Annotated in this window: 24 protein-coding genes; 7 read left to right on the top strand and 17 right to left on the bottom strand. The window is 73.5% G+C overall.

Translation table 11 applies throughout. The features are described from left to right. Nucleotides 1–32: 32 nt before the first annotated feature. From KO717_RS06500 to KO717_RS06515, 4 genes are all read right to left on the bottom strand, one after another. Nucleotides 33–473 carry an SRPBCC family protein gene (locus KO717_RS06500; protein WP_301364928.1) on the bottom strand — a complete coding sequence of 147 codons (441 nt, stop codon included), beginning with the start codon at nucleotides 471–473 and terminating at the stop codon, nucleotides 33–35. Nucleotides 474–513: 40 nt separating this feature from the next. Continuing rightward, nucleotides 514–1,917: an amino acid permease gene (locus tag KO717_RS06505; protein ID WP_301364930.1), complete on the bottom strand. Its 1,404-nt coding sequence runs from the start codon at nucleotides 1,915–1,917 to the stop codon at nucleotides 514–516. 75 nt (nucleotides 1,918–1,992) lie between these two features. Continuing rightward, complete coding sequence (locus KO717_RS06510) at nucleotides 1,993–4,176, bottom strand: phage holin family protein (RefSeq protein WP_301364932.1); 2,184 nt, start codon at nucleotides 4,174–4,176, stop codon at nucleotides 1,993–1,995. 150 nt (nucleotides 4,177–4,326) lie between these two features. Further along, nucleotides 4,327–4,731, bottom strand: a complete 405-nt coding sequence (locus KO717_RS06515) for a hypothetical protein (RefSeq protein ID WP_301364933.1) — start codon at nucleotides 4,729–4,731, stop codon at nucleotides 4,327–4,329. A 134-nt stretch (nucleotides 4,732–4,865) separates the two neighbouring features. On the opposite strand from KO717_RS06515, the gene KO717_RS06520 reads away from it, so the two are divergent. Further along, nucleotides 4,866–5,642 carry an MBL fold metallo-hydrolase gene (locus tag KO717_RS06520; RefSeq protein WP_301364935.1) on the top strand — a complete coding sequence of 259 codons (777 nt, stop codon included), beginning with the start codon at nucleotides 4,866–4,868 and terminating at the stop codon, nucleotides 5,640–5,642. Next, complete coding sequence (locus KO717_RS06525; protein WP_301364937.1) at nucleotides 5,639–6,268, top strand: DedA family protein; 630 nt, start codon at nucleotides 5,639–5,641, stop codon at nucleotides 6,266–6,268. Before KO717_RS06520 ends, KO717_RS06525 begins: the two co-directional genes overlap by 4 nt. Nucleotides 6,269–6,276: 8 nt before the next feature. Here the strand turns inward: KO717_RS06525 and KO717_RS06530 are convergent, their stop codons facing one another. Continuing rightward, nucleotides 6,277–6,750, bottom strand: a complete 474-nt coding sequence (locus tag KO717_RS06530) for a hypothetical protein (protein ID WP_301364939.1) — start codon at nucleotides 6,748–6,750, stop codon at nucleotides 6,277–6,279. Between the two features lie 152 nt (nucleotides 6,751–6,902). Next, entirely contained in the window at nucleotides 6,903–7,850 is a 948-nt protein-coding gene (locus tag KO717_RS06535; RefSeq protein ID WP_437184475.1) for an SMP-30/gluconolactonase/LRE family protein, read from the bottom strand. Between the two features lie 471 nt (nucleotides 7,851–8,321). Between KO717_RS06535 and KO717_RS06540 the strand changes: the two genes are divergently transcribed. Beyond that, a complete protein-coding gene (locus tag KO717_RS06540) occupies nucleotides 8,322–8,783 on the top strand; it encodes a MarR family winged helix-turn-helix transcriptional regulator (RefSeq protein WP_301364940.1) in 462 nt (153 codons plus the stop codon). Nucleotides 8,784–8,799: 16 nt separating this feature from the next. Here the strand turns inward: KO717_RS06540 and KO717_RS06545 are convergent, their stop codons facing one another. The 3 genes from KO717_RS06545 to KO717_RS06555 form a co-directional block, all read right to left on the bottom strand. Continuing rightward, a complete protein-coding gene (locus tag KO717_RS06545) occupies nucleotides 8,800–9,906 on the bottom strand; it encodes an MBL fold metallo-hydrolase (RefSeq protein WP_301364941.1) in 1,107 nt (368 codons plus the stop codon). 31 nt (nucleotides 9,907–9,937) lie between these two features. Then, nucleotides 9,938–11,155: an aminotransferase class I/II-fold pyridoxal phosphate-dependent enzyme gene (locus tag KO717_RS06550; protein ID WP_301364942.1), complete on the bottom strand. Its 1,218-nt coding sequence runs from the start codon at nucleotides 11,153–11,155 to the stop codon at nucleotides 9,938–9,940. Nucleotides 11,156–11,317: 162 nt separating this feature from the next. Then, nucleotides 11,318–11,890 carry a TIGR03086 family metal-binding protein gene (locus KO717_RS06555; RefSeq protein ID WP_301364943.1) on the bottom strand — a complete coding sequence of 191 codons (573 nt, stop codon included), beginning with the start codon at nucleotides 11,888–11,890 and terminating at the stop codon, nucleotides 11,318–11,320. Between the two features lie 201 nt (nucleotides 11,891–12,091). Between KO717_RS06555 and KO717_RS06560 the strand changes: the two genes are divergently transcribed. Both KO717_RS06560 and KO717_RS06565 read left to right on the top strand, forming a co-directional pair. Beyond that, complete coding sequence (locus tag KO717_RS06560; protein WP_301364944.1) at nucleotides 12,092–12,943, top strand: methyltransferase domain-containing protein; 852 nt, start codon at nucleotides 12,092–12,094, stop codon at nucleotides 12,941–12,943. Between the two features lie 139 nt (nucleotides 12,944–13,082). Further along, a complete protein-coding gene (locus KO717_RS06565; protein ID WP_301364945.1) occupies nucleotides 13,083–13,499 on the top strand; it encodes an LppU/SCO3897 family protein in 417 nt (138 codons plus the stop codon). On the opposite strand, the gene KO717_RS06570 is transcribed toward KO717_RS06565, so the two are convergent. The 7 genes from KO717_RS06570 to KO717_RS06600 all read right to left on the bottom strand — a co-directional run bounded on the left by KO717_RS06570 (nucleotide 13,486) and on the right by KO717_RS06600 (nucleotide 23,115). After that, nucleotides 13,486–15,486: a DUF5107 domain-containing protein gene (locus KO717_RS06570; RefSeq protein ID WP_301364947.1), complete on the bottom strand. Its 2,001-nt coding sequence runs from the start codon at nucleotides 15,484–15,486 to the stop codon at nucleotides 13,486–13,488. The genes KO717_RS06565 and KO717_RS06570 overlap by 14 nt on opposite strands. A 65-nt stretch (nucleotides 15,487–15,551) precedes the next feature. Next, entirely contained in the window at nucleotides 15,552–16,451 is a 900-nt protein-coding gene (locus KO717_RS06575; protein ID WP_301364949.1) for an arginase family protein, read from the bottom strand. A 115-nt stretch (nucleotides 16,452–16,566) separates the two neighbouring features. Continuing rightward, nucleotides 16,567–16,953: an Imm50 family immunity protein gene (locus tag KO717_RS06580; RefSeq protein WP_301364951.1), complete on the bottom strand. Its 387-nt coding sequence runs from the start codon at nucleotides 16,951–16,953 to the stop codon at nucleotides 16,567–16,569. A gap of 12 nt (nucleotides 16,954–16,965) precedes the next feature. After that, on the bottom strand, nucleotides 16,966–17,370 hold the full coding sequence (locus tag KO717_RS06585) for a hypothetical protein (protein ID WP_301364953.1): 405 nt from the start codon (nucleotides 17,368–17,370) through the stop codon (nucleotides 16,966–16,968). Nucleotides 17,371–17,434: 64 nt separating this feature from the next. Then, the gene (locus KO717_RS06590; RefSeq protein WP_301364955.1) at nucleotides 17,435–22,096 is read right to left on the bottom strand and encodes a putative T7SS-secreted protein; all 4,662 of its coding nucleotides are present in this window, start codon (nucleotides 22,094–22,096) and stop codon (nucleotides 17,435–17,437) included. Beyond that, nucleotides 22,097–22,663 carry a hypothetical protein gene (locus KO717_RS06595; RefSeq protein ID WP_301364957.1) on the bottom strand — a complete coding sequence of 189 codons (567 nt, stop codon included), beginning with the start codon at nucleotides 22,661–22,663 and terminating at the stop codon, nucleotides 22,097–22,099. It lies immediately after the preceding gene. Further along, nucleotides 22,663–23,115: an SseB family protein gene (locus tag KO717_RS06600; RefSeq protein ID WP_301374392.1), complete on the bottom strand. Its 453-nt coding sequence runs from the start codon at nucleotides 23,113–23,115 to the stop codon at nucleotides 22,663–22,665. Before KO717_RS06600 ends, KO717_RS06595 begins: the two co-directional genes overlap by 1 nt. A gap of 266 nt (nucleotides 23,116–23,381) precedes the next feature. On the opposite strand from KO717_RS06600, the gene KO717_RS06605 reads away from it, so the two are divergent. Both KO717_RS06605 and KO717_RS06610 read left to right on the top strand, forming a co-directional pair. Next, a complete protein-coding gene (locus KO717_RS06605; protein ID WP_367401511.1) occupies nucleotides 23,382–23,939 on the top strand; it encodes a hypothetical protein in 558 nt (185 codons plus the stop codon). Nucleotides 23,940–23,963: 24 nt separating this feature from the next. Then, nucleotides 23,964–24,515: a hypothetical protein gene (locus tag KO717_RS06610; protein ID WP_301364958.1), complete on the top strand. Its 552-nt coding sequence runs from the start codon at nucleotides 23,964–23,966 to the stop codon at nucleotides 24,513–24,515. On the opposite strand, the gene KO717_RS06615 is transcribed toward KO717_RS06610, so the two are convergent. Next, a complete protein-coding gene (locus tag KO717_RS06615) occupies nucleotides 24,512–26,530 on the bottom strand; it encodes a S9 family peptidase (RefSeq protein ID WP_301364960.1) in 2,019 nt (672 codons plus the stop codon). The two genes, KO717_RS06610 and KO717_RS06615, sit on opposite strands and share 4 nt — an antisense overlap. Nucleotides 26,531–26,540 lie beyond the last annotated feature (10 nt).

Here is a 26,540-nt window from a genome sequence, read left to right on the forward strand (position 1 = left end):
TTTTCCCCGGCTTTTCCCCCGGCCGCGAGCCGTCAGGCTTCGAGGAGGTGCTTGAGCTTCTCCTCGCCCCGGGGCATCTCCTTGCGGACCATGGGCCTGACCACGAGGGGTACGAGGGCCCGGCCCACGCCGTGGCCCTCGAAGTCGACGTCCAGGGTGAGGCGGGAGCGGGTGCCGCCGTCGAGGGGTTCGACGGTGCCGCGCACATCGGGTCGTACCGGGCCGTCGACCCCGTGCACGTGCCAGCTCCTCGGCGGGTCGAGCTCCACGAACTCGATGGTCGTGGGGACCCGCCGGCGGCCGATCTGCCGGGTGACGAGGACCCTCGAACCGACGTGCACGGGGAGATCGCCGATCGGGACGGCGGATACGGCGCTGTCCTGCCACTCCGGCAGGTGCGTGGGGTCCGTCAGGTACGCGTAGACGTCCTCGGGCCTGCGGTCGATGTCGATGCTCTTCCTCATCGCGGACATGATGGTTCCTTGGCGCCCCCTGGCCGGCCCCTTCTCCACGCTACTCCGCGGGGGACGCGGCGGCGCGGTGCTTCCTCGCGGACATGGCGGCGTAGACGAGGACGCCCGCGAAGAGGAAGAGCACGCCCTGGTAGACGGCCGCGTAGCCGGAGCCCGCGACCAGCCACATCGAGAAGCCGAAGGCGAGGGCGGCGAGGACGCCGTCGCGGGCCAGGCGGCCGGGGTGGACCCGCTCACGCTGCCCGGAGAGCAGGAAGTAGATCTGCGCGGCGGTGGCCAGCAGGTACGGGACGGTGGCCGTGAAGGTGGTGATCAGGACCAGGCTCTCGAAGACGCCCTGGGTCCCGGCGGTGTAGTTGTAGACGGTGAGGGCGGAGGCCAGGGAGACGGTGACGATCACGCCGACGACGGGGACGCCGCGCTTCCTGGTCTCGAATGCCTTCGGGAAGAGCCCGTCCTTGGCGGCGGCGTACGGGGTCTGCGCGCTGAGCAGGGTCCAGCCGTTGAGGGCGCCGAGCATCGAGATCACGGCGGCGCAGGCGACCACGGTGCCGCCCCAGGTGCCGCCGAACATGGCGTTGACGGCGTCGGTGAAGGGGGCGGTGGAGGCGGTCAGCCGGTCGTGGGCGACCAGGCCGAAGACGGCGACCGTGCCGAGCAGGTAGACGGTGGCGGCGCCCACGGTGCCGAGGACGGTGGCCCGGCCGACGTTGCGGGCCGGGTCGCGGACCTCGCCCGCGCTGACGGTGGCGGACTCGACCCCGAGGTAGCTGAACAGCAGGATCGCCGCGGAGGCGGAGACGGCGCCGGCCGCGCTCTGGTCGGTGGCCCGGAAGGGGCCGAGGTTGGCGGGGTCGAAGAAGAACAGCCCGCCGACGGCCACCAGGAGCAGCGGGGCGAACTTCAGTACGGTGGCGACGACTTGGACCGCTCCGACGTAGCGGGTGCCCGCCAGGTTGGAGAGGGCCGGGAGCCACTGGACGGCGAGGGCGGCCAGGCACATGGACCACTTGTGTTCGCCCGCGGCGGGGAACAGCACCGTGAGGTAGCCGACGGCCGCGACGGCCAGGGCCGCGTTCGAGACCCAGGCGGTGATCCAGTAGCTCCAGGCGGCGAGGAAGCCGGCGAAGTCGCCGAAGGCGGCGCGGGCGTAGACGTAGGGGCCGCCGGTCTGCGGGTGGCGTTCGGCGAGCCGGCCGAAGACCAGGGCGAGGGCGATCGCGCCGGCGGTGAGGACGGCGAAGGCGACGAGGCTGATGGTGCCGAAGGGGGCCACCGAGGCGGGGAGGAGGAAGATCCCGCCGCCGATGATGTTGCCCATGACCAGGCAGGTCGCGACGGGGAGGCCGAAGCGGCGCGCGTGGGGGTCGCGGCTCGCGTGCGGGTCGCGGCCCTGCTCGGGGGGTGCTGTGGCCTCGGCGGGCAGGGTTGCGGTGCTGGTCATCGGTGGTGCGCCTCTGGATGTCTCACATGCTGGGCAGGTCAACACATGGTTGACCACCGTGAATGCGCCACAAAATCAGCGGATTTCGTCCCGCGCGGGCACCCCTGCGGAAGGAAGGCTTCCGTTATTTTCGTCCCCCGGCGGGCTTTCCTCCACCGGCCGCTGCACCGGCGGAGCCAGGGGTGCGGTCAGGGGTGCGGTCACGGGCGCGGTCACGGGCGCGGTCACGGGCGCGGTCACCGGTACCTGCGGCCCGTCCGCCTCCCGCAGCCAGCGCCGCAGCACGGCGTGCACCGCCTCCGCGCCGGCCAGTTCCTCCCCGGGCCCGGGGTCCGACAGTTCCGTGGGCCACATCAGGAACGGGTGCCCCTGTTCCCCGCCCAGCCCGCCGTGCGAGCCGATCTGTTCCTCGAAGGCGTGCACCGCACCCGTCCTCGGGTCGTACGCCGAGTTCACCATGACGTCCGCCACGTGCGGGAAGGCGTCGGTCCGGCGGACGGCCTGCGCCGCGCCCGGGCCGAAGGGAGCCAGCAGCTCCTCCGCCTCGCCCGGGACGTCCAGCCGGGCCGCCCTTCCGCCCCGCCCCAGCACCACCCCGTCCACCAGCAGGAATCCCACGCCCGGATGGTTCGCCAGCGTGGTCAGCAGGGCGGGGTGCGCGCGCTCGACGCGCGCCCGCGACGCCCGGCCGGGGATGTCCGGGAAGGAGATCAGGCCGAGGTTGCCCGAGGCCAGCACCACGGGATCGGAGCCCGGGCCCGGGTGCGCCTCCTCGCCCTCCTCCACGGGCCGGTGGAGCGCCGCGAGCACGGCCGCCCGGGCCTCGGCCCCGCTGCGGGTACGGCCGGCCCGGCGCGGCACCGGCAGCCCGCAGCCGGCCCGGACCAGGTCCCTGAGGGTCAGCCCGTACCGGCCGAGGAAGGTCTCCCCCGGACTCTGGCCGTGGTCGGAGAGCAGCACGATCCGGTACCGGCGCGGCGCGTGCTCGGCGACCCGGGCGATCAGCGCGATGCTCCGGTCCAGGCGCTGCAGCACCCGGTCGGTGTCCCGGCTGCGCGGGCCCGAGTGGTGCGCGACCTCGTCGTAGGCGACCAGGTCGGCGTAGACAGCGGTACGCCCGGCGAGCATGTCGCCGATCACGGCCGCGACGACCACGTCCCGTTCGACCACGGTCGCGAAGGCCCGGATCAGCGGGTACAGCCCGCCGCGCGACACCCGTGGCCGGTCCCCGCGGATCCGCGCCCGCAGTGACTGGACGACCTCCCGGACCACCTCGGCCGCGAAGGACCCGGCCGTGCGGACCGCGTTGGCCGGATCGGAGAAGTACGCGAAGTAGCCCGCGCGGGACCGGTTGGCCCGCCCCCGCCGGGCCGAGACCGACAGCACCAGCGCCAGCTGGTCGGCGCCGCCGCTGAACAGGTTGCCCCGGCTCGCCCCGTCCAGCGTGAGCAGTCCGCCGTCCCCGGTGCGTGCGATGGCCCGCCGCTGGAGCTCGGCGGCGCTGGTCGGCCGGTTGCAGACCATCACCTCGCCGGTGTCCTTCTCGTACCAGCGGAAGGCGGGCACGTCGAAGTTGGAGCCGTGCAGGATCCCGAGCTGGCTGGCACCGGTCTGGCTCGACCAGTCCGTACGCCAGGACCGGGCGCGGTGACCGCCCTCCAGCAGGCCGGCGACGGTGGGCATCAGCCCGCTGCCGCACGCGCGGCGCAACTCCTCGTACCCCAGCCCGTCCAGCTGGAGCACGAGCAGGCCCGGCGGCGCCTCGGCGGCCCGGGACGGGCCCGCCCGGCCCTGCCTGCGGCGGCGCCGGTCGGCGAGCCGGTAGAGCCGGCGCCGGTAGGCCTCGTCGTCGCGCACGGCGAGGGCGGTGGAGGTCGCCGACGCCACCGCGGACATCACGGCGGCGACGACCACCGCGGTGTCGGGGGCCACCTCGCTGCGGCCGTCCGGGATCAGGCTGAGCGCTATCAGCAGGAGCGAGCCGTTGAGGAAGAAGACGAGCAGCCCGAGCACCAGGGCGGGCACCAGCAGCAGGGCCCGGACGAGCACCGGCCAGACCAGCGCGCTCAGCAGACCGAAGGCCCCGGCGGCCCAGGCGGCGGTCAGCCCGATCTGCGTGACGCTGTCACCGTCGTCGGACTGGAGCCGGAAGTCCGGGAGGATCCCGGCCAGGGCGAGCATCGTGAGGGTGGACACGGCCCAGACGAGGAGCACGCGCACCAGGGCGCTGCCCGCGGTCCGCCACCGTGCTCGCCCCACGCCGCACCTCCCGCGCGCCCGGTCCCGCCTTCCAGGCTCGCACAGCCCGGCGCAACCGGTCGGGCGAGGCGGACGGCGTACAGGGGCGTATGGCGCGCGGGCCGGACCAGGGGGCGGGCCGGCCGGGGCGCGCCGCGCGTCCCGGCCCGGTCAGGTGCCGTCGTAGCCGGCGGTCGGCATGGACAGCCTGCGGTGCACCTCGGCCTTCATCGCGGAGGTGTACCGGGGCTCCTCGCCCCCGGCGGTCTCCAGCCGTACGCCGCGCCGCTCGCACTCCGCGGTGAACTCCTCGACGGAGCGCAGCGCGCGGGCCAGCACCCGGTGGTTGGCGGCGACGAAGAGGTCGACCTGCCCGGTGTCGACGTCGGACCAGAGCCCGCAGTGGTCGGCGCGCAGCCCGTAGACCAGCAACTGCCTCGTCACGACGTAGCCCCGGTCGGCGGCCCAGCGCGCGCACATGGCGTGCTGGCCGCGGGTGTCCACGGCGAAGGGGTCGGCGTCGAGGTCTTCGAGCGGGGCCAGGCTGGTGATCGCGGCCACGCGCAACTCTTCCATGCCGCCGGACCCTACTCCGATACTCCGCCGTAGAGGAGGGGGCGGCCGAGATCCGGTTCCGAGCGGCCGCGCGGGGCAGACACCCCCCACTAGGCTCGTGAGCGAGGCGCGAGGCGCGAGGGAGGGAGGTCCGGGTGCCGGTGGAGATCACCTGGTGGGGTCATGCCACGTGCACCGTCGAGGACTCCGGGGTCCGGCTGCTCACGGACCCGCTGTTCGCCCGGCGGCTCGCGCACCTGCGGCGGCGGCGCGGGGCGGTGCCCCCGCCCGAGGCGGCGGTGGCGGACGTGGTGCTGGTGTCCCATCTGCACGCCGACCACCTGCACCTGCCGTCGCTGGCCCGGCTCGCACCCGGCACCCGGCTGCTGGTGCCGCGCGGGGCGTGCCGGGCCGTGCCGGGGCTGGCGCGGGTCGCCGGGCTGCGCGGGCTGGCCGTGACGGAGGTGGTGCCGGGCGAGGAGGTCCCCGTACGCGACGGCGTACGGATCCGGGCGGTCGGCGCACGGCACGACGGACGGCGGCTGCCGTTCGGTCCGCACCGGTGCCCGGCGCTCGGCTACGTGGTGCGGGGCACGGCGCGGACCTACTTCGCCGGGGACACCGGGCTGTTCGACACGATGGCCGAGGAGGTCGGGCCCGTGGACGTGGCCCTGCTGCCGGTGGGCGGCTGGGGACCGTACCTGGGCCCCGGTCACCTGAACGCGGGGCGGGCGGCACAGGCGCTGGCCCGGCTGGCACCCGCGGCAGCGGTCCCGGTGCACTACGGGACGTACTGGCCCGTCGGGATGGACGCGGTACGGCCGCATGAATTCCATGCGCCGGGCGAGGAGTTCGAGCGGCTCGCGCGGCATCTGGCGCCCAAGGTGACCGTACGGGTGCCGCAGCACGGCGAACGGGTGCGACTGCCGTGACGTGGCGCGAGCTCGCGGCGGCGGCCGGCCAGGTACCGCCGGAGAGCACCCAGCAGGCGGTGGGGTACCCGGCGCTGTTCCTGCTGGTGGCCCTGGGTGCGCTGGTACCCGTCATCCCGACGGGTGCGCTGGTGAGTTCGGCGGCGGTGGTGGCCTTCCACCACCAGTCGCCGCCCTACGGGGTGCTGCTGGTGTTCGCGGTGTCGGCGCTGGCGGCGTTCACCGGGGACATGACGCTGTACTGGCTCGGGCAGCGCGGGGTGCGCTCACGCGGCGGTTCGCGCTGGCTGGAGACGCTGCGCGGCCGGGCCACACCGGAGCGGCTGGAGCAGGCACGGACGCGGCTCGACGAGCACGGGGTGCTGGTCCTGGTCCTGTCACGGCTGGTCCCGGCGGGCCGGATCCCGGTGATGCTGGCCTGTCTCCTGGCGCAGATGCCGCTCCGCCGCTTCGCCCGCGGCGACGCCCCGGCCTGTCTGGCCTGGGCGGCGACGTACGGTGCGATCGGCATCCTGGGCGGCACCCTCTTCGCGGAGCCCTGGAAGGGCGTGGCCCTGGCGGTCGGCCTGGCTCTCGCGATCAGCGCGGGCCCCGCGCTCCGGCGCCGCCTGCGGCCCCGGCCCTGAGCCGGCCGTCAGCCGGGGCAGTCGGCCTCGGTCCAGGTCGCGACCAGGTCGCGGCAGACGACGGCGAGCGAGCCGTTCCACAACGCGATCTCGTGGCTGCAGCCGTTCCGGTGGGGCAGGACCTCGTCGAGGATCACGGTCCCCAGAGCTGCCCAGTCACCGTCGCCGTCCTCGGCGCTTGCGGCATCGAAGCCGCAGACGCCTGTGTAGCGGATGACCAGGTCTTCGTCGTGCTTCCAGCAGTTGTGCCGGAACCGGATCTCCAGCTGCCGGTCATCGGATCCGACACCTCGGACGTGCTGGATCTCCAGATCCTTCACACACCGCTTGCCGGAGAAGTCGTAGTGCTCCGGGTCTGTGGCGAAGTCCCGGGCGCCGGCCGGAAGACCGTCGGCCAGTGAGGGCAGATGCTCCAGGTACCGAGCGGGGGAAAGGACCCCTGACAGGTTCCCGACCTGTGCATTCAGATCGATGTACTCCATCGTGCTTTTCCCCCCGCTCGTGGCCCTGTCGGCCGACGCATCGTCGCACGGGCCGGGAGACGCGCGGCAGGCGTGGGGGCCTGGTGGCCTCGTGGCTCTGAGCCCAGGCTCCGGCCCGGCCCGGCCCGTGCGCGGCCCGGCCCGTGCGGGGCCTATCGGTCCCGGTCGTGTCCCGGGCGGGCGCCGGGCGGAGGGAACGCGAGGCCCGTCGGCGTGTTGAGGCCGGTGGAGGCGAGCGTGACCTGTCCGCCGCCCGTCTCGCGGACCCGGACCACCCGGTTGTTGAAGCCGTCGGCCACGTAGAGGTGGCCGGAGCCGTCGAGGGCGAGGCCCAGCGGGGAGCTGAGGCCTGTGGTGGGCACCGTGCTCTGCGCGCCGCTGCCCGCGGCCACCTTCACCACGCGGTTGTTCCCGCTGTCGGCGATGTAGAGGTCACCGGCGGCGTTCCGGGCCAGCCCGGTCGGCTGGGAGAGGCCGGTGGTGGGCACGGTGCTCTGGCCGCTCCCGTCCACGGCCACCTTGACGACGCGGTCGTTGACGAAGTCGGAGACGTACAGCTCCCCGCCGGGCGCCCACGCCAGACCCCAGGGGTGCAGCAGCCCGGTGGTGGGGACGGTCGTCTGGCCCCCGCCACCGGCCGCCACCTTCACGATCCGGTCGTTGAAGCTGTCGGCGATGTAGAGGTTCCCGGCCGGGTCGACCGCCAGCCCCAGCGGGCGCGACAGGCCGGCGGTGGGAACGACGGCCTGCTCCCCGCCGTCCGGAGGCAGTACGAGGACCCGGTTGTTGCCGGTGTCGGAGACGTAGAGCCGGCCCGTGGCGTCCCAGACCAGGCCGGTCGGCCGCACCAGGCCGTCGAAGGGGACCGTGGTCCGGTCGCCGCCGTCCGCGGGCAGGGTCACCACCCGGTTGTTGCCGTAGTCGGACACGTACAGGGGCGGGCCGGCGGGCGACCGTACGTCCACGGGCTGCGCGGCACCTGCCGCGCCCGCGGGGAGCGCGCAGAGCATCAGCAGCGCCACCGCGGCGGCCAGCCGCCGGGTCCACCGCCGGGCGGCCGGCGGTGCCTGCGTTCGTGACGCGGCCGTCTTGCGTTCCACGACTCACCCACCTGATCCGGACGGTCGGCCGGCCCGGTGCCGTACCCCCGCCGACCTTAGGAAATGCCGGGCGCCGGTGCGGGAGCCACGCCATCGGAGCGGCCGGCGGCCACTCCGATGGACTGGGGGGGCGGGGGCCAGGACCTTGCCGGTCACCGGCGCCTGCCCGCCTCCGCCGCCTCGCGCAGGGACAGGGGTCGTCGACCAGGGTGCGGGACGTGCCGCCGTACATGTACCCGTGTGCGGAGGGCTCGGCGAGCGACCGGTCGCGGGTCCCCGGCAGTGACGTCCCCGCGAGGCCCGGCGGGGCGTACGGCCGGTCCTGGAACTGCTGAACGAGGGGGCGTGATCGGGACGGGTCCCGCCGGGGGGCTGGACCTCAAGTGCGGTTGAGTTCATAGGGTCTTGCCCAGCAGAGCGCATCGCAGCACGCCGCATCACACCGCACCACCGACGGGGAGTCGATCCGCCATGGAGTACTCGCACGACGACGCCGAACTGATCCGCCAACCCATCGGCTACTGGAGCTGGGCCGCCTACGACGCGATCGTGAGCCGCACCCGCGGCGCGCTCGCCGAGCTCGGTACCACCCAGCCGCAGTGGTGGATCCTCGCCCGGGTCGCCCTGGCGGGCGACGAGGTCAGGACACGGGACGGGTTGACCGAGACCCTGCGGGGCTACCTCGCGGTGGGCGAGGAGGCGCTGTCCGAGGAGATGGACACGGTCATCGTCCAGGGCTGGATCACCCAGGACGCCGCAGGGCGCCTGGAGATGACCCCCGAGGGGCAGGAGTTCTTCGACAAGGCCGCGGCCCTGCAGAAGGACCTGTGGGACGAGCGGCACGCGGGAATCTCCGACGAGGAGTACCTGATCACCCTCAAGGTGCTCCAGCGGTTCATCCACAACGTGGGCGGTCGGGCCTGGCACCACTGAGCCCGGGCGGCGCCGCTCACCCGCCGGTCCGGGAGCCCTCCGGGGCCAGCGTGCGGGAGGCGCCGATCGGCAGGTCCCAGAGGTCCTCGCGGGGCAGGCCGGCCCGGTGCCAGGCGGCCAGGGTGCGGTGCAGGGGCTCCATGACCGGCTCCGCGGAGAGGACGAAGGTGGCCCAGTGCATGGGGGCCATCCGGCGGGCGCCGAGGTCGAGGCAGGCCTGCACGGCTTCCTCCGGGTCGGCGTGGACGTCGCCGAGCCACCAGCGCGGGGCGTACGCGCCGACGGGCAGGAGGGCGAGGTCGATGCCGGGGTGACGGCGGCCGATCTCCCCGAACCAGTGCCCGTAGCCCGTGTCACCCGCGAAGTAGAGCTTCCGCGGCGCCGCACTCAGGGTGTCGGTGAGGATCCAGCCGCCCCACAGGGACCGGCAGGTGTCGATCAGCGACCGTTTCGACCAGTGGTGGGCGGGGACGAACTCGAAGCGTACGCCGCCCAGTTCGGCCGATTCCCACCAGTCGAGGTCGGTGACCCGGGTGAAGCCGCGGCGGCGGAACCAGCCGGCCAGGCCCGCCGGTACGAACAGGGGTGTGTGCCGGGGCAGCCGCTTGAGGGTGGGGGCGTCGAGGTGGTCGTAGTGGTTGTGGCTGATCACCACCGCGTCCACCGGCGGCAGGTCCTCCCAGCGCACTCCGACCGGGGTCATCCGGGCCGGGGTGCCGAGGATCCGCCGGGACCAGACCGGGTCGGTCAGAACGGTCAGCCCGCCGGTCCGCAGGACCCAGCTGGCGTGTCCGGCCCAGGTGACGCAGACGGTGCCGGGGGGCGCCGGGGGCAGCGGGCCGGGTTCGTACGGCAGGTCGGGAATGCCGCGCAGCCCTTCGGGGCCGGGCCGGAAGGCGCCCTCGCGGGCGAGGCGGGCGTAGCTGCGGACCCCCGGGAGCGGGGCGGTCAGCCGGTCCGCGAACGAGCGCGGCCAACGGCGGTGCGCACCGAGCGGGCGCCGCGCGGGCGCGCGCTCCGGCGCCGCGGGGGCCGGGTCGGGTGCGGCATCAGGGGCCGGGGCACGGCTGGGGGCGGGGGCGGGGCTGGGGGCGGGGGCGGGGGCATCCGTCCGGTCCCTCATCGCGAAGTCTCCGTTCACCGGGGTCGGGTGGTCAGGCCAGCCCGGCCAGGACTGATCCGAGGAGTTCAAGGGAGTCGCGTACGTGCGGGAGCGCGAGCGGATCGCCGGCGGTGAGGGCGGCCAGCCGCTCGTGCGGGGTGGCTCCCAGCAGCGGCCCGGTGGACAGCCGCACGCGCAGCGCGCCCAGTTCGTCGGCGAACCGCTGCCCGCCGGGCGTGGGGGCGCCGAGCCGGCCGCCGAGCCAGTCCTCCAGTTCCATCGCGTCGCCGACCCCGTGCCGGGCGAGTCCGGCGCGCAGCGGGGTGAGGTCGGCGTACAGGTGCCGGCCGGCCTGCGGGGGCCGCGCCAGTGCCCCGGCCTCCAGCAGCCGCCGGTGCGCGGCGGCGGCCACCACCCCGTGCAGGGCGGCGGCGGCGTACGCGCGCCCGGCGACGGCGTCGGGTTCGTCGAGGGCGTGCGCGGCGGCCCCCGCGACGGGTCCGGCGACCATCGCCCCGGTGGCGGTGAGGACGTCGAGGGTACGGGCACGCAGCCAGGTCCCGCGCGGGGTGTCGGGGAAGCGGACGACGGCGGCGGGCCAGCCGGCCGGCAGCATCGCCCCGGACAGGTCGACGAGGACGGCCGCCTGTTCGGGGAGCATCTCGGCGGGGCTCAGGACCAGGGTGTCGTGGGGACGGTGGACGGTGTCGCGCCAGCTCTCGTCACTGACGACGAACAGTCCGGCGGATTCGGCGGCCTCGCAGGCCTCGCGGAGCATCTCGGGCGGCGGCACGGTCGCCGTGGGGTCGTCCGCGACCGACAGCAGCAGCACGCGCGGGTCACCGCCCTCGGCGCGCACCCGCCGGACGGTCTCCAGCAGGGCGTAGGGGTCGGGAATCCCGCCGCACTCGGCCGGGGTCGGCACGTGGTAGGCGCGCCGTCCCAGCAGCCGGACCTGCGGGGTCCACCAGGCGGGACAGGGCCGGGGCAGCATCACGTCTCCCCCGTACGCCCCGAGCAGGGCCAGGAGCAGCGCGGGGGCTCCGGGGCCCGCGGCCACGTTCTCGGGGGAGGTGGCCAGCCCCCGCCGCCCCCAGTGCCGGCAGGCGGCCACCCGTACGGCCTCGCCGCCGCCCGGGGGCTCGGGGGCGGCGCGTCCGGCGGCCGCGGCGAGGACGGAGAGCAGCTCGGGGAGCACGGGCAGGCCGGGCTGGGGGGCGGGCGGGCCGTACCGGACCGGGCCGCGGCCCTCCGCCGCCGTGCGCTGCATCCCCGCCACCGCTTCCCGCCTTCCGCGCTCGCCCTGCCACGCCCGCCGGGCCCGCCGGGCCCCGCGACGCACCGCGATGCCCCACGGCGCCCCGCCAGACCTGACCTTTATACGATTATTTAGGACCGTATGCCTGTTGTGCGGGACCCCCGCCCCCGCGCGTCAGCCCTTGCGCCCCACCATCGCCAGGAGCCTGGTCTGCGCATCCGCGCCCGAGGGGACCTCCACCGGCTCGGCGTACGCGCCACTGGCCGCGAGCCCGTCGGCGTACGGCATGATCTCCTTGATCGAGAACTCGACGAGGCTGTCGGGCAGCCGGTCCTGCGCGCCGATACCCCGGGCGAGATCCCAGGTGTGCACGACACAGTCGGCGGTCAGCTCCGAGCAGTACGCCGATCCGAGCGCGGGCCCGTACGACAGGCGCACGGTCCGGTCCATCGCGCCGGACGCGGCGAAGGCGGCGTGTGCGGCGGCCGAGGCCCGGTCCCAGGCGGCGACCGGGTCGTCACCCAGCACGTCGCCGGAGAACCTGCCCGCCAGCTCCTCGACCGTCCGGCCCTCGGCGACCAGCGGCGGGATCCAGAGCTGCTCCGCGGTGACGTGGTTGACCAGCTCCCGCACGTTCCATTCCGTGCACGGGGTCGGCTCCCCCCACTGGGAGCCGCGGACGTCACGCACCCGCTCGCCGAAGAGCCTCAGCGCCTCGGCATGCCGTTCGAGCAGCGTGTCCGTCATGACCCTCACCGCCCTCTGCCATGGGGATGTGTCCCCCTGAAGGCCACTCTCCTCGCACCCGCATCGGCCTGCCACCGCCCCACCCGATCCCCTTGGCACACACCACCTCTGTCCACATGTCAAAACGGCCATCTCAGATGACGAACTGATCGTCTACGGTGGGGACAACGCTTCGACGAGGAAACGAGGAGGGGTCCGGCCATGACCGCCGCCAGGGAAGCCACCACCGGGCAAGCCGCCGCCGAGGAGACCGCCGTCTACACGCACGGCCACCACGAGTCGGTGCTGCGCTCGCACCGCTGGCGCACCGCCGAGAACTCCGCCGCGTACCTGATCGGCGAGCTGCGCCCCGGCATGCGGGTGCTGGACGTCGGCTGCGGCCCGGGCACGATCACCGCGGACCTCGCGGAGCTGGTCGCGCCGGGCGGCCACGTCACCGCCGTCGACGCCGCCGAGGACGTCCTGGAGCAGGCCCGTGCGTGCGCCGAGGAGCGCGGCCTCGGCGACGCCGTGTCCTTCGCCACCGCGGACGTCCACGCGCTGGACTTCCCGGACGACTCCTTCGACGTGGTCCACGCCCACCAGGTGCTGCAGCACGTGGGCGATCCGGTCCAGGCTCTGCGCGAGATGCGGCGGGTGTGCCGGCCGGGCGGGATCGTGGCCGCGCGCGACGCCGACTACGCGGCGATGACCTGGTACCCGGCCGTGCCGGGCCTGGACGACTGGCTGGGCCTGTACCGGCGGGTGGCCCGCGCCAACGGCGGCGAACCGGACGCCGGACGCCACCTGCGGGCCTGGGCCCGGCAGGCCGGTTTCACGGACGTGACCTCCTCGGCGACGGCCTGGTGCTTCGCCACCCCGGAGGAGACGGCCTGGTGGTCGGCCCTGTGGGCGGACCGCACGCAGGCCTCCGCGTACGCCTCCGTCGCCACCCGCGGCGGCCACACGACGGCCGCGGACCTGGCGGCCGTCGCCGAAGCCTGGCACGCCTGGGGCGCGGACCCGGACGCGTGGTTCTCGGTCCTGAACGCCGAGATCCTGTGCCGGGCCTGACGCCGGGTCCGACGACGGGTCCGACGGCGGGCGGCCTCGCCTCGCCTCGCCTCGCCTCGCCTCGCCCGCGGGAGTGTCAGCCCGTTGATATAGCGTGCGCACGTCAATACGCATGTCACGCACACCGGGGGACACACCCATGACCCAACCGCCTCAGGGAGCCTCACCCCAGCAGTCGCCGGCCCCGCCACCGCCCGCGGCGCCGTCCCGGGGCGGGGGCATCGGCGGCCGGAAGGCCCTGGGGATCATCGGGGCCGTGGCCGTCGCCGTCGGGGTCGGCGTAGGCTACTCCTTCCTGAGCGAGGACGGCGCGGACCGTGCCGTGGCCGGCGACTGCCTCAGGAACGACGGGGACCCGGTCTTCCCCGACCTGCGCGTGGTCGACTGCGGCGACACCGACGCCGAATACAAGGTGGTCCAGGTGCTCCACGACACGGTCGACACCGCCAGGTGCCTGGGGGTGTCGGACGTCGGCTACGAGGAGCAGGCCGACAGGGCCCGGCACAAGACCGGCAAGCGGTACGTGCTCTGCTTCGACGGGATCAAGAAGAAGTAGGCGGCCGCATCCGGAAGTCGTAGCGCGCCGGCAGCGGGCAGTCGGTGAGGGTGGACCAGACCTCGGCGAGGGTCTCCTCGCCCTCCCGCAGGTCCGGGAGTTCGAAGCCGTCCTCGAAGACCCGGCGGGCCGCCCGCACATGCCCCTCCGCCGCGAGGAGCCGGGCCGCGAGGAGCCGGAAACGGCCCTGTTCGCGCAGGGCGGGCCGCAGCCGGTCCCAGACGGCTCGTGCCTGCGGCAGCCGGCCCGCCGCGAGGAGGGCGGTCATCGCCTCCTGGCCGAGCGCCGACTCGGCGGCCGTCCACGGTTCGCTGCCGCGGCTCTCCACGGCCAGGTCCTCGAAGGCCGCCGCGAATCCGTCGGCCGCCCTCTCCGCATCGCCCGCCAGGGCGTCCGCCACCGCCAGGTTCCGCAGCAGCGGCCACCGCGAGGGGGCCAGCGCCAGCCCGCGCTCCCAGCTGCGCACCGCCTGGGCCACGTCCCCGGCATGCCACTGGGCCACACCCAGGTGGTACTCCGTCAGCGGATCCGCCGGGGCCGTCTCCAGCATGTCCCGCCAGTGCGCGGCAACCAGGCTCGGCCCCGGCGGAACCACCCGGCGCGGAGCCGGCAGGACGCCCGTGCGCCAGAGCTGGAGCCACGGCTCCTGCTCCTCCCCGAGCGTGTCCTGGGCGAAGGGGGTGCCGGGCAGCTCGAAGCCCCCGCACAGCAGCTCCAGCGCGCCCCAGCCGGAGCCCTGTGCCAGCCGCTCCCCCGGCTCTGCGTCGGCACGGCCGCGCCACGCCTCGTACGCCGCGTCCACCCGCTCCCTCGGCAGTACGGCGTCCAGCGCGCCCTCGGCCGCGCCGCGGGCCGAAGCCCAGTCCGCGCCGTGCACCTGCGCCGGATCCGCAGCCAGCGGCCCGTACGCCTCCAGCCAGCTGAACTCCGCCCCGCCCTCCAGCCGTACGTGCTCCAGCTGCGTCCGGGCCAGACCGGCCTGGATCTCCGCGTAGCCGCCGGTGCCCGGCTCGGTCAGCCACTCCTGCCAGCGCCGGCCACCGCCGCCCGCGCCCCACACGAACAGCTTGCGCCCGCTCAGCCGCGCGGTGGAGGTCTGCACGAGCCCGTGCCCGGCGGCGTCCAGGGCGGCGATCCAAGGGCGGGCCCCGCCCTGGACCTCGTAGAAGAAGTCGGCCGGATACTCGCCGCGCAGCGGGTACGTGCGGTCCGCGCCCTCCCACTCCGGTACGGGGATGCGGCGCAGCGCGCGCTCGTAGCCGAAGTGCCAGGCCTCGTCGGCGGGGGCGAGCACCCGGGTGCCGGAGTCCTCCGGGACGGCGGTGTTGGACCACCAATACACGGGGGCGGGCCGCTCGTGCGGGTTGCGCACGCGGACGCCGACGTAGAGGAACTCCGAGTCCTCCGGCAGCCACAGGTCCACCTGGAAGGGCAGGTCGCGCAGCCGCTCCCACTCCCACAGCCGGACCATCACGCCCCCGTCGGGGGCCGGGACGAGCGCGGCGTGCACCGGGGCGCAGGACAGGGTGGTGTGCCCGGTCGCACCGGTGTTCCACTCGATGCCGCCGGAGAACCAGGCCCCGTTGAGGGCGAAGTTGGCGGGCTGGAACACCGGGTTGCGGTAGAGGAGTTCACGGCCGGTCGGCAGGTGCACGAGCGAGTGGACGCGCCCGCCCAGCCCCGGGAGCACGGTGACCCGCAGGTGGTCGTTCTCGATGACGATCGACTCGAACTCCCGCTCCGCGCGCTCCCGTCCGTACCCGTCGCGGATCCGTACGGGCAGGAGCGAGCGCAGGGGCTCGTAGCCGATCTGCCGTGCCATGTCGCGCGGCATCCCCTGGCGCCCGGGGGCACCTCCCAGCGGTAGCTGGGGGAGCTCGTCCAGTACGTGCGCCTCGTCGGGCGCGCGCAGGGCGGGCAGCGGGTTGTCCGAGCCCAACGGGGCTGCGGGGAGGGTCAGTACGGCACGTCGGACGGTGGTGGCCATGAGGGAAATGGAACACGCCACGACGGGCGGTGCACAGGGGTTCCGCGGATCACCACCGGTCAGGATTACGCAAAGACGCCCGCGACCAGGTCGGCGAGGAGGGCGCCCGCACGTCCGTCCGGATCCAGGTCCGGGTCGTAGATCGTGACGTTGAGCCCGGCACAGCGCGGCGAGCCCACGAGGACGGCGAGCAGTTCGGCGAGTTCGTCGGGGAGCAGGCCCCCGGGGTCGGGGCTGTCCACGGCCGGCATGACGGCGGGGTCCAGCACGTCGGCGTCCAGGTGCACCCAGAACCCGGCGGTCTCCGGCGGGTGCAGCCCGTCCAGGGCGGCCCGGGCCACCGGTCCCGCGCCGCGCCGGCGGATCTCCCCGACGGTGGCGACGGAGATCCCGGCCGCGTGCAGCTCGGCGAGGTCCGGGTCGCCGTCGCGCAGGCCGAAAAGCCGTACGTCCTCGTCGCGCAGGTAGGGGCCGCGCCCTTCCAGATCGGCGAGGTCCGCCTGGCCGCGGCCGGTCGACAGGGCGAGCTCCTCGCCGCCGGCGGCGCCGACGGGTCCGTTCACGGCCTCGTTGCCGGGGTGGCGGAAGTCGGCGGAGCCGTCGATGGCGGCCAGGCCGTAGCGTCCCAGGCGGCGCATGGCGAGGGCCGCGCCGAGCTGGATGGAGCAGTCTCCGCCGAGCACGACGGGGAACTCCCCCGCCCGCAGGTGCCGTTCGATGCGGTCGGCGAGGGTGACGGTGTAGGCGGCGAGGGCCTCGGCGTGGAAGACGCCGTCGCCCTCGCGCCAGTCGCCCCGGTCGTAGCGGGGCGGCACCACCACCCCGCCCTCGATGGCACCGAGCCGGGCCAACAGGCCTTGCTCGCGCAGGGCCCCGGCGAGCTTGTAGACGCCCGGCACGGCGCCGGGCGCGGGCGGGCGCAGCCCGAGGTTGGAGGGGGCGTCGAGGAGCACGAGGGTTCGCATGCCCTCATCCTGTGCGATGCCACCCCGCGGGGCCCTGCATTTCCCCGGCGCCGCCGCACCCGGGCCGAGAGCGGCGAGGGCCCTTCGTGATCGCGACGGTTTCGCGCGGCGGTCTCTACAGGGGGCCCTGAAGGTAGACCCTGGTGTGCGAGACCCGTGCGGAGGTCGCGGCGAAGGAGATGGAGCGCCGTTCGCTCTCCACGGACACCCTCAGGCTCGTCGGCGAGCCGTCCTGCACGATGCGCACCGCGCGTTGCGCCTCTGCGAGAAGACCTGCCACTCGCAGTTCGGTGACACCGGTGAACTCGATCCAGAAGCGCAGCGTGTTGTAGGCCTTCCGGGACCACTCCGGCTCGGGGTACGGCGGTAGCTGCTGGGTCTCGAATCCGAAGGTGACCGATGTTCCGCGCTCGTCGATGTGGATATGGAAGAAGTGACAGGTGTCCAGGTCAGGTACGGGCGACGCGCCGTACAGTGCCTGCAGTTCCGGCCAGGTGATCATCTCGCTCACTTTTCACACACGCTCGAAGAAGGTGTTCGCGTACGGCGGCGGGACCATCGGTGGGAGCCTGTTCTCGAGGGGCCGGGTGAAATGGTGCCGCCCGCTGTCGCCGCCGTCCGCATCGCGGGTGAAGACGCTGATCCTTCCCACGAGGAGTGAGGCGTTCGACGTGAAGGAGACCGATACCCCAGGAGCCGCCAGCTCCACGGCCAGCCGGTGGTCGGGCAACGGTCGCAGCGCGATGTCCGCCGTGACCGGAGGCCGCCATCCCTCCATCCTGAAATCCTGGACCATGGAGAACTGGATGTGGAACTGCATGGTGTCCCCCGGTTCCCCGCTCCAGCGGTCGGGGAACCTCGGCAGGTCGAGGCGCAAGGTCACGGTCGGGTCCCATCCGTCCAGGTGCACCGATCGCACGCGCACGCCTGTCAGGTCCGGAACGTGGTCGTAATACTGACCGAGATCCGCGTTTACGACGAATTCATTCCAAGTCATAGTAATAGTGTGGCTCCGTACCCTCGATAACGCCGTTACGCGGATCCTCGCCCGGCCGGACGTGCACGTGCGGCGGCTGATATCCGGGTTCGCCCGGCTTCTGATGGCCGAACCAATGATCCTGGTAGATGACGGTGTCGCCGTTCGGAAGCTCGTACCACTCCTCCCTGTAGAAGATCATCTGCTTGTCCGGGCCCTGCAGCTGTCCGCCACCCTGCCATTCGGGTTTTGTCGCCTTCACCCAGTCGCTTTCCCAGTAGGGTTCGAGGCCCTCGGGAACACCTGCCTCACGGAGCGCCAGCTCCCGAGTCTCCGCCAGTGTCCGCCCCACCTTCGGCGGGCAGACGTCCGGCGCCAGCCCCAGAGCGTCCGACCACAGCAGGGGATTCAGGACGTACGTGGAGGCGTTCGGAGCGGGGCCGAGGCCGAGGGGGTCGACCGACAGGTAGCGGGCGGTCTCGGGGTCGTAGTAGCGGAAGCAGTTGTAGTGCAGACCCGATTCCGGGTCGAAGTACTGTCCCGGGAAGCGGAGCGGCGTGTAGGCGTGCGCGTCCGTGTTCCAGGTCGTCGCCCCCCACAGGGTGTTGCGCGTGCGCCAGGCCACCTCACCCGCCTCGTCGACGAGTTCTGTCGGTGTGCCGATCAGGTCGGTGACGATCCCGAAGAATCGGCCGGCGATCTCCCGTCCGTCGGCATCGGTCAGCCTCTCGGTCTGGGCGAGTGGCTGAATGCCGTCGTGGTCCCAGGTCAAGGTGACCACGCGCGGCTCGTCCGGCACGGTGGTCGTCTGTTCGCACAGTGTCATGGCGTCCCAGACGAAGGTGACCTCTTCCGTCACGGTGACGCCGTCCGCTGCCAGGCGGCGCTTGGCGATGCGGCGGCCGAGCGCGTCGTAGGAGTAGCGCCACAGCGTTCCGTCGGGGGTGGTCACCGCGGTGAGCCGGTCTTCGGCGTCCCACTCGTAGCGCCACGTGTCGGGCTTGCGTGAGATCCGGGTGCGCTGCCGGAGCGTGATCCTGCCCATGGCGTCGTACTCGTACCGAACGCGTCCCGCGCCGGTGAGCCGGGTGCCCTCGTACGTGCGTGGCCCTGTGGCGTCGGATCCGCCCGGCCAGGCTTCCGGCCAGTCGGCGTCCGTCTGATTGCCGGCGGCGTCGTAGGCGTAGCGCTCGGTCCAGTCGGCGGCGCTGACCGCGGTGACCCGGCCGGCCGGGTCCAGCTCGTACGTGCGGTCGCCGGCGAGCATGTCGTCCACGCCCACGAGGTATCCGTCGGCCCGGTAGGCGTAGCCCCGCCGCTGAAGCAGGCTGCCGTCGGCCCCGGTCACCCGCTGGTCCACGAGGCGCCCGAGGGCGTCACGCTCGAGGTCGAGGGTGACCGCGTCACCGATACGGCGGCTCGTTTCACGGCCCATCGCGTCGCGCTCGAAGGCGATCCGACGGCCGGAGGAGGTCAGTCCGGTGCGCCGGCCGGCCGCGTCGTAGGTCCACTCGGCGGTCGCTCCGGAAGGCGTGGTCCGGGAGACCACCCGGCTCAGCTCGTCGTAGGTGCGGGTGAGGGTCCGCCCTCCGGTGGTCTCCTGGCAGATACGTCCGAAGCGGTCGCGGAGGTACGTCAAGGAACCCTCGGGACCGGTGATCGACGCAAGACGGTCGGAGTAGTCGTACTCGTACCGGGTGACGGCGCCGTCCACGTCCTTCACGGTCCGGTGGTCGAGGACGTCGTACTCCATGCGGACCGTCTGCCCCGCGGCGTTGACCCGGCCGACCAGCCGCCCGCCCACATCGTGGGTGTACTCGACGGTGCGGCCGTCGAAGTCGGTCTCGGAGAGGGGCATCCCGGTGGCGTCGTAGGTGTACTGCCAGCTGAGCCCGTGCGGGTTGACGACCTCGGTCAGCCGCAGTCGTGCGTCGTAGGCGAAGGTGTAGCGCGCGCCGTCCGGGCCGGTGCGGGCCTTCAGCACGTCGAAATCGCCGTACTCGAACGTGGTGGTCCCGCCGAGCGCGTCGGTGTGGCTGATGCAGTTGCCCTCGCCGTCGTACGCCCAGGACCGGGAGGAACCGTCGGGCTCCGTGCGTCGGGCGAGCCGGCCTTCCGGCGTCCACTCCAGCGCGGTGATCCCGCCGAGCGCGTCCGTGATCCGGATCGCCCGCCCGAACACGTCCCGTTCGTACCTGGTGACCGCACCGAGGGGGTCGGTGATCTCGACCGGCAGGCCTGCGGGGTTGCAGCGGATCCGGGTACTGCCACCGAGTGCGTCGGTGACCGACGTGACACCCCCCACGGCGTCGTGCGTGTAGCGGGTCGTGCCGCCGACCGGGCCGGTACGGGAGGTGCGATTGCCCCGCTCGTCGTACGTGAACCGCCACGAGGTCCGGTCGGCACGGGACTGGAACAGGAGCCGTCCGGCCTCGTCGTACTCGGCGCTGAGCTCCCGGCCGTCGGGGCGGACGACGGAGACCAGTCTGCCTTCGTCGTCGCGGCCGAAGACCGTGGTGCGATCGAGCGCGTCGGTCAGGGCGGCCAGCTTGCCGCGGGCGTCGTACGTGGAGCGGGTCGCCGTACCCAGCGGGTCACGGCTCTCCACCACGCGGTACGCCTTGTCCACCAGGTAGTGGTGAACCACCCCGTCGGGCGTAGTCGTGGTGGTGGTCCGCAGCCCGGTCCGAGGGTCGGGCTCGCCGTAGGCGAAGGCCAGCATCATGTGCCCATTGGCCCCGCCCTGCGAGACGCAACGATCGAGTTCGTCGTACACGTACGTGTAGCGGCTGCCGTTGGTGTCGGTCCAGGACGTGATGCGGGCGCGGTCGTCGTAGCTGAAGCGCAGCGGCAGGCCGGACGAATTGGCGGCCTCGGTGAGATGCCCGTCGCGGTAGCCGTACGCGAGGATGCGCGGCCCTCCGTCGAGGTGGAGCGCCGTGACGCGGCCTTCGGCGGTGTCGAAGCGGAGGCGGTAGCCACAGGTGTGGGACATGCCGAGCGGGGTGCCGTGCTCGTCGTACTCGAAGGTGATGAGGTTGCCGTTGCGGTCTTCGAGCTGGGCTACGGGTGCGATGCCGTTGCTGTCGGGGTCACCGGCGGGTGGGGTGAAGCGGCGTATGTGACCGGATATGGGGTCGGTGAGCGTCCAGTCCCCGTCCGGGGTGCGCTCCAGCGGGTGGCGTGGCGCGGAGGCGGAGAGCGGAAGTACGGGCAGGCCGGGGGCCGTGTGTGGGTACGGGACCGCGAGACCTTCCTCGGTGACCAGCACCACCCCTTGGGCATCGACCTCCAGGTGCTGGTCGATGGTGGACGACCAGGTCGGGCCGAACCAGCGGCCGCCGGTGTATCCCGATTCCGCGCGCCGGGTGAAGGCCAGCGGCAGGACACCGGGCAGGACGACATCGGTCTGCGGAAGGAACATCCGGCCGGAGGCCAGGTCGACGGGGTCGGTCCCGTCGCACCGCTTGTCACAGTCGGGCCGTTCGTCCCGGTGCGGCCCGTCGGTCTCGTTCCCTCTGCGGGCCGGGCCCTTGGCGTCGTCGAGGTGCTTGGCGTCGTCGAGGTGCTTGGTGGCGGTGGCAAGTCTCTTGGCCGCGCTGGTGCCCTTGGAGCCGATGGCTTCGGCGATGATTTTGCCGACCCCTTCGGTGGGGTCCTTCATGAACTCGTCGAGCATCTGCTTGCCCGCGCCCACGGGGTCGTTGGCCATGACGACCAGGCCCGCAGCCGTCGAGCTCAGGTTGGTCCGGTATTCGGCGGGGTGCGACAGGTTGTACAGGTCGAACGGATTGAGGCCGCGCGCGAAGTTGACCACGCCGGCGGATCCCTTGACGAGGCCTCCGACCAGGTGGGTGGAGGCCAGGTCGAGGTAGTCGATGCCGTCGGCGAGCTGCTCGCTGTACGAGGGCTTGCGCGGGGCGGAGTCCCGGGCCGCGCGGACGGCCGCCGCGACGGTGTCGGCCTGCTCGTCGCGCTGCTTGCGGGCGCTGTTGAGCTTCTCCTTCGCGGCCTTCTCCATCTCCTTCCCGGGGTCGGGGTACTCGTCCGACGGCCGCGGCGGCAGGTGGTCCGACTTCGCCTTCAGGGCGTCGTTGTAGGTCTTGCGGAGCTTCTCGTGCGCGTCGTAGGCGTCCTGGGAGGCCTTCAGCGCCTTGTCGTAGTCCTCCAGGGCCTCCTTGGCCTTGCCCTGGGCCCACTCGACGGTCTCGGCGAACCGGCCCATGGCATCGGCGGCCTTGCCGAACGCATCGGCCGCATCGAACCAGCGCGGCGGCTCCTTCGCGACGGACTCGCGGAAGGCAGTGGCGGCCGCGCCCTTGAGGCCGTCGGGTTCGGCGAGGTTCTTCAGGCCGTTGCCGACGGACTCGAAGGCCTTCTTGAAGTCGTTCAGGTGGGCGACCTGTTCGCGGATCTTGGCAGTGCTGCCGTAGACCAGCCGCTTCGGGTCGTCGGTCTGCCCGAGTTCGAGCTCGCCGACCTCCGCGCCGAGCTGGTTCGCGGCGGAGCGGCTCTTGTCGCGGAGCCAGTTGCCCGCGTCGTGCGCGCCGACCTCGTCGGCCACGTCGGCGGCCTTGTCTCCGCCCCACTCGACGAAGTCACCGATGTCCTCCGCCCGGTCCTCGGCCCAGTCCTCCGCCGAGTCCGGTACCCAATCCCGCCAACCCATCTAGCGCTTCCCCCCGTTGCCCACGCCGGACTGGTCCAGCAGGTCCATCAGCGAACCGATCTTGCCGTTCGAGGTCACCGTGTCCTTGGTGTCCGACCAGGTCTGCTTGATGTCCTTGGCGCCCTTCTCGAACGACTCGTCGCTGTAGTCCGGCTTGTAGACGTCAGCGCGGAAGATGTCGCCCCACTTCTTCTTCTCGATCTCGTCCTCGCTCGCGTACGGATTTCCGTACGCGGCGTTCGCGGCGACCTTGAAGGCGCCCTCCATGTACTGGTCCTCCTCCCACATCGTCCCCGCCGCGATCCCCAGGTTCGCGGCCAGCGTCGACGCGTCCTGGATCAGGGCGCGCACACCCCACTCCCAGCGCTCGCAGAAGTCCTCGAAGTCGGCCGCCAGTCCGGCGTGTCCGGTCTCCATCCCCGTCATCGACAGGTTCTCGAAGCCGGCGCCCTGCGAGGCGCCCGCCGCGTCCCCGGATTCGCGGAGCTCGGATATCGCGGCCCGCAGACCGCTCTGGATCGCCGCGACCGCCTGCGGGGAGACCTCCAGGTCACCGTCGCCCGCCATCAGGCCACCGCCGCACGGCCGCCGTCGGCGCCCGGATCGACGTCCACGGCGCAGGCGTCGGGGACGATTCCGGCCACCGGCGGGAACAGCATCGACCCGTCACCGTCCGCAACATCGACGGCAACTCCCGTCGGACCGTCCGACATCGGCACGACCGCATCCAGCAGCCGGGCGCCGAGCATGGCCAGGTACGGCCGGTCTCGGCCGTCTTCACCTCGCGCGCGTGCAAACCGGGCGAGGGCCTCCTCGTCCGTGAACGCGTACAGCCAGCGGATCCCTCCCGACACCGCCGACATCAGACCGCCGGCGGCAACAAAGGGAGGTTCAGCATCCGCATCGACATCGGTCGTGGTGAGCGGCACGAGGAGGGCAGTACGGCGGAACTCCCCCACCAGGCGCGCCGGATCCCCCCGGCCCTCACGGTAACTGGCTATCTGTTCGGTCAGCCCCATGGCGCCGTGTTCCCTCCGCATGATGCACACGCAAAGGACGAACACTATCTTGATCACACAATCCGATCGACACCGCCGCCGGACGGTGGCACCATCACCGCGTGATCATGGACGAGACGACGCGGACGACGGTGCTCCGCCGGGCCGCGGTGAACAACGCAGCGTGGTGTGACGCGGTTTGCCGTGCGCACGGGCTGACGCCCGGATACGACGGCGAGCGCCTGTGGTTCAGCACGCGGCGGACTCCGCCGATGTATCCCGATGCCGTGACCCTGGAACCGGCCGTGCCGGCGGGGAGCGTGGTCCGGGGCGTCGACACCACCTCCCCCGGCTGTTCCGTGAAGGACAGCTTCGCGGACCTGGACCTGGCCGGGGCGGGCTTCGAGGTGCTGTTCGAGGCGCAGTGGATCCATCGGCCCGCCGGGGTACCGCTCCCCGGGGCGGAGGCGGAGGCGGCGGGGCTGGAGTGGTCCGAGGTCTCGGGCGCCGAGGAGCTGGCGGCCTGGGAGGCCGCCTTCGGCGGCGGGGAGAGCGTCCAGGGCGACGGGCTGTTCCCGCCCGCCCTGCTCGGCGAGGGGATCGTCTTCCTGGCCGGACGGGCCGGCGGCCGGATCGTCGCCGGGGCCGTCGCGAGCACCGGCGGGGGCGTGGTCGGCGTGTCCAACCTGTTCGGGGCCGCCTGGGCGGGTGTCCTCGGTGCGGTCTCCGCCCGGTGGCCGGAGCTGGACGTGGTCGGCTACGAGCACGGGGAGGACCTGGAGGCGGCGGTCCGGGGCGGCTTCGTTCCCATCGGCCCGCTGCGGGTCTGGCTTTTTGCCCAGTGATCAACTTCGAGTGAGACTGGCGCCGTGACATCGCATCAGACAAGCCGACTCATCGGCGCCATATTCGGACTCGTCTTCGTCGTGGCGAATGCCGGAGCCCTGCCCACGGCCGCCGCCGTCCCCCTGCGCCTCCTGGCGATCGCCTCGTTCGTCTGGCTGTTCATCGCCCTGCGGCGGGCACGTACGTCCCCGGCCGGCGGCGTGGGCGGCGACGCCCGCCCCGGTGCGGCGCCGAGGATGTTCGGGCGGGGCTACGTCCTCGTGGTGGCCGCCGAGGTGGTCGCCGCGCTGGCCGGCGTCCTCGTCGTCAACCTCGTGCTGCACGTCCCGCAGGCCACGGTGGCCTGGATCTCCCTGGTCGTCGGCCTGCACTTCTTCGGTCTCGCGGTCGTCTGGCGCATGCCGGCGCTCCGGCTGCTGGCGGCCGCGATGGCCGCCTGCGGCGCCGCCGGTCTGGTCCTGGCCGCCTCCGGGGCCTCCCTCGCCGTCATCGCGACCGTCGCGGGCATCGCCCCCGGCGCCCTGCTGCTCGGCTCCGTCCGGTGGAGCCTGCGCACCCCCGAGGACATGGCCTAAGGGGCCAGGTCCAGCCGTGGCACGTCGGTGCGTTCGATGCCGAAGACCTGCGCGTACAGCGACAGTTCGGCCTCCAGCGCCCGGATCATGGTGTCGGCCCGCCGGAAGCCGTGGCCCTCGCCCTCGAAGGTCACGTACGCGTGCGGCACCGGCCGGCCCCTCAGGGCGTCGAGCAGCCGCTCCGCCTGGGCCGGCGGGCAGACCGGGTCCTCCAGTCCCTGGAGGAGGACGAACGGCGCCGTGATCCCCTCGGCGCGGGCCACCGGGGAACGCTCGCGGTTGAGCACGGCCAGGGTCTGCGGCGGCCCGGCCAGGCTCTCGACGTAGCGGGATTCCAGGTCATGGGTCTCCCCGGCGAAGCCCAGCAGGTCCAGCACCGGGTAGATGATCGCGGCGCACGCGTACAGGTCGGTGGCCGCCAGCGAGGCCGCCGCCGTCCAGCCGCCCGCGCTGCCGCCCCGGATGGCGAGCCGGGCGGGGTCGGCGGTGCCCTCGGCGGCCAGCGCGCGGGCGACCGCCGCGCAGTCCTCCACGTCCACCACGCCCCACTGCTCGCGCAGCCGCTCCCGGTAGGCGCGGCCGTAGCCGGTGGACCCGCCGTAGTTCACCTCGGCCACACCGATGCCGCGCGAGGTGAAGTAGGCGATGTGCAGGTCGAGTACGGGCGGCACGTGGTCGGTGGGTCCGCCGTGCGCCCAGATCACGTACGGGGGCAGTTCGTCGGCGGCGGCCCGGCAGGCCGGGTGGTGCGGCGGGTAGACGTGCGCGTGGATGTGGCGGTTGTCGGGGCCGAGGAAGGTGCGGCTCTGCGGCTCCGGGTAGTAGGCCGGGTCCACGGGGTCCGGGCGCTGCCCGCCGACCGCCCGGGCGTGCCCGGTGGCGGTGTCCAGCTCGACCACCTCGTACGCGCTGCGCGGGCTGGCGGCGACCCCGTAGACCCGCGTGCCGTGCACGGCGAGGGTCGGCTGCCAGGCGGTCCACGGCCCGGCGGCGTCCACCAGGTCGCCGCTCTCCGGGTCGAGGATGCCGAGTACGGAGGAGCCCTGCCCGTGCAGGACGGCGACGAGCCCGGCCCCCGAGCCCGCCGGGTGCGGGGTGTCTCCGGGGAGCGGTGCGAGCCAGCGCAGCCCCGGCTTCCACAGCGGGCCGCCGAACTCCTCTTCCCGCGGGCAGAGGTTGATCGCCCAGCCGGTCCGCGCGTCCACGCTGTACGGGTTCCACCAGCCGCCGCGGTCGCTGACCGCGAGGAGGGTCCCCTCGGCCGTCCACTCGACCTGGGCGACGGCCTCGTCCGGGCCGCCGAGCACGGTCCGGGCGTCGGTGAACTCCCCGTTCCCGGTGACCTCGGCCACCCTGAGCTCGGTACCGTCCCACGGCATCAGCGGGTGGTCCCACACCAGCCAGGCGGCCCGCCGGCCGTCCGGGGAGAGCCGGGGCCCGGTGGTGAACCGGTACCGGTCGTGCGTCAGCTCCCGCACCGCTCCGCGGTTCCCGGCCGCCGAGCCGTCCAGCGGTACGGCGGCCAGCACGCGGCGCACATCGGTCGGTCCGGGCCCGGTGAACTCCTCCAGTACGCACCACACCTCGCCGCCGTGCAGCACCGGGTCGGCCCAGCGCAGGCCTCCGCCGGTCCGGGAGACCGGGGTCAGGGGCCTCGGCTCGGGGCCGCCGGGGGCGTCGGGCTCGTACGCGTACAGCCGCTGGTCGGCGAAGTGGACGAAGACCAGCAGGGGTCCGCCGGCGGGCCGTTCCACCCCGGCCCAGGGCAGGCCTCCGTACTCGGTGACGCGGCTGCGCACGTTCCACGGGGCGGGCAGTTCGGTGATCTCGGGCCCGCCGCCGGCGAGGCGCCGGCGCACCAGGGTGCGGCGGCCGGCCTCCTCGGGCCGGGGTTCGGTCCACCACACCTCGGGGCCGACCGTGCCGAGGTACTCGGGCCGCCCGTCGAGGGAGGCGGCGAGGCCCGCGTCGATGGGTGAGGGCCAGCTGCCGTAGGGCCGGGTCGGCGCCGTCATCACCGGGCCC

Origin of the sequence: Streptomyces xanthophaeus, assembly GCF_030440515.1 — a bacterium.
Lineage (GTDB): Bacteria > Actinomycetota > Actinomycetes > Streptomycetales > Streptomycetaceae > Streptomyces > Streptomyces kutzneri.

Excerpts from the sequence above, each read along its gene's own strand:
- KO717_RS06500 (WP_301364928.1), bottom strand. The coding sequence starts at position 473 with ATGTCCGCGATGAGGAAGAGCATCGACATCGACCGCAGGCCCGAGGAC.
- KO717_RS06505 (WP_301364930.1), bottom strand. The coding sequence starts at position 1,917 with ATGACCAGCACCGCAACCCTGCCCGCCGAGGCCACAGCACCCCCCGAG.
- KO717_RS06515 (WP_301364933.1), bottom strand. The coding sequence starts at position 4,731 with ATGGAAGAGTTGCGCGTGGCCGCGATCACCAGCCTGGCCCCGCTCGAA.
- KO717_RS06530 (WP_301364939.1), bottom strand. The coding sequence starts at position 6,750 with ATGGAGTACATCGATCTGAATGCACAGGTCGGGAACCTGTCAGGGGTC.
- KO717_RS06540 (WP_301364940.1), top strand. The coding sequence starts at position 8,322 with ATGGAGTACTCGCACGACGACGCCGAACTGATCCGCCAACCCATCGGC.
- KO717_RS06545 (WP_301364941.1), bottom strand. The coding sequence starts at position 9,906 with ATGAGGGACCGGACGGATGCCCCCGCCCCCGCCCCCAGCCCCGCCCCC.
- KO717_RS06550 (WP_301364942.1), bottom strand. The coding sequence starts at position 11,155 with ATGCAGCGCACGGCGGCGGAGGGCCGCGGCCCGGTCCGGTACGGCCCG.
- KO717_RS06555 (WP_301364943.1), bottom strand. The coding sequence starts at position 11,890 with ATGACGGACACGCTGCTCGAACGGCATGCCGAGGCGCTGAGGCTCTTC.
- KO717_RS06560 (WP_301364944.1), top strand. The coding sequence starts at position 12,092 with ATGACCGCCGCCAGGGAAGCCACCACCGGGCAAGCCGCCGCCGAGGAG.
- KO717_RS06565 (WP_301364945.1), top strand. The coding sequence starts at position 13,083 with ATGACCCAACCGCCTCAGGGAGCCTCACCCCAGCAGTCGCCGGCCCCG.
- KO717_RS06570 (WP_301364947.1), bottom strand. The coding sequence starts at position 15,486 with ATGGCCACCACCGTCCGACGTGCCGTACTGACCCTCCCCGCAGCCCCG.
- KO717_RS06575 (WP_301364949.1), bottom strand. The coding sequence starts at position 16,451 with ATGCGAACCCTCGTGCTCCTCGACGCCCCCTCCAACCTCGGGCTGCGC.
- KO717_RS06580 (WP_301364951.1), bottom strand. The coding sequence starts at position 16,953 with ATGATCACCTGGCCGGAACTGCAGGCACTGTACGGCGCGTCGCCCGTA.
- KO717_RS06590 (WP_301364955.1), bottom strand. The coding sequence starts at position 22,096 with ATGGGTTGGCGGGATTGGGTACCGGACTCGGCGGAGGACTGGGCCGAG.
- KO717_RS06595 (WP_301364957.1), bottom strand. The coding sequence starts at position 22,663 with ATGGCGGGCGACGGTGACCTGGAGGTCTCCCCGCAGGCGGTCGCGGCG.
- KO717_RS06600 (WP_301374392.1), bottom strand. The coding sequence starts at position 23,115 with ATGGGGCTGACCGAACAGATAGCCAGTTACCGTGAGGGCCGGGGGGAT.
- KO717_RS06615 (WP_301364960.1), bottom strand. The coding sequence starts at position 26,530 with ATGACGGCGCCGACCCGGCCCTACGGCAGCTGGCCCTCACCCATCGAC.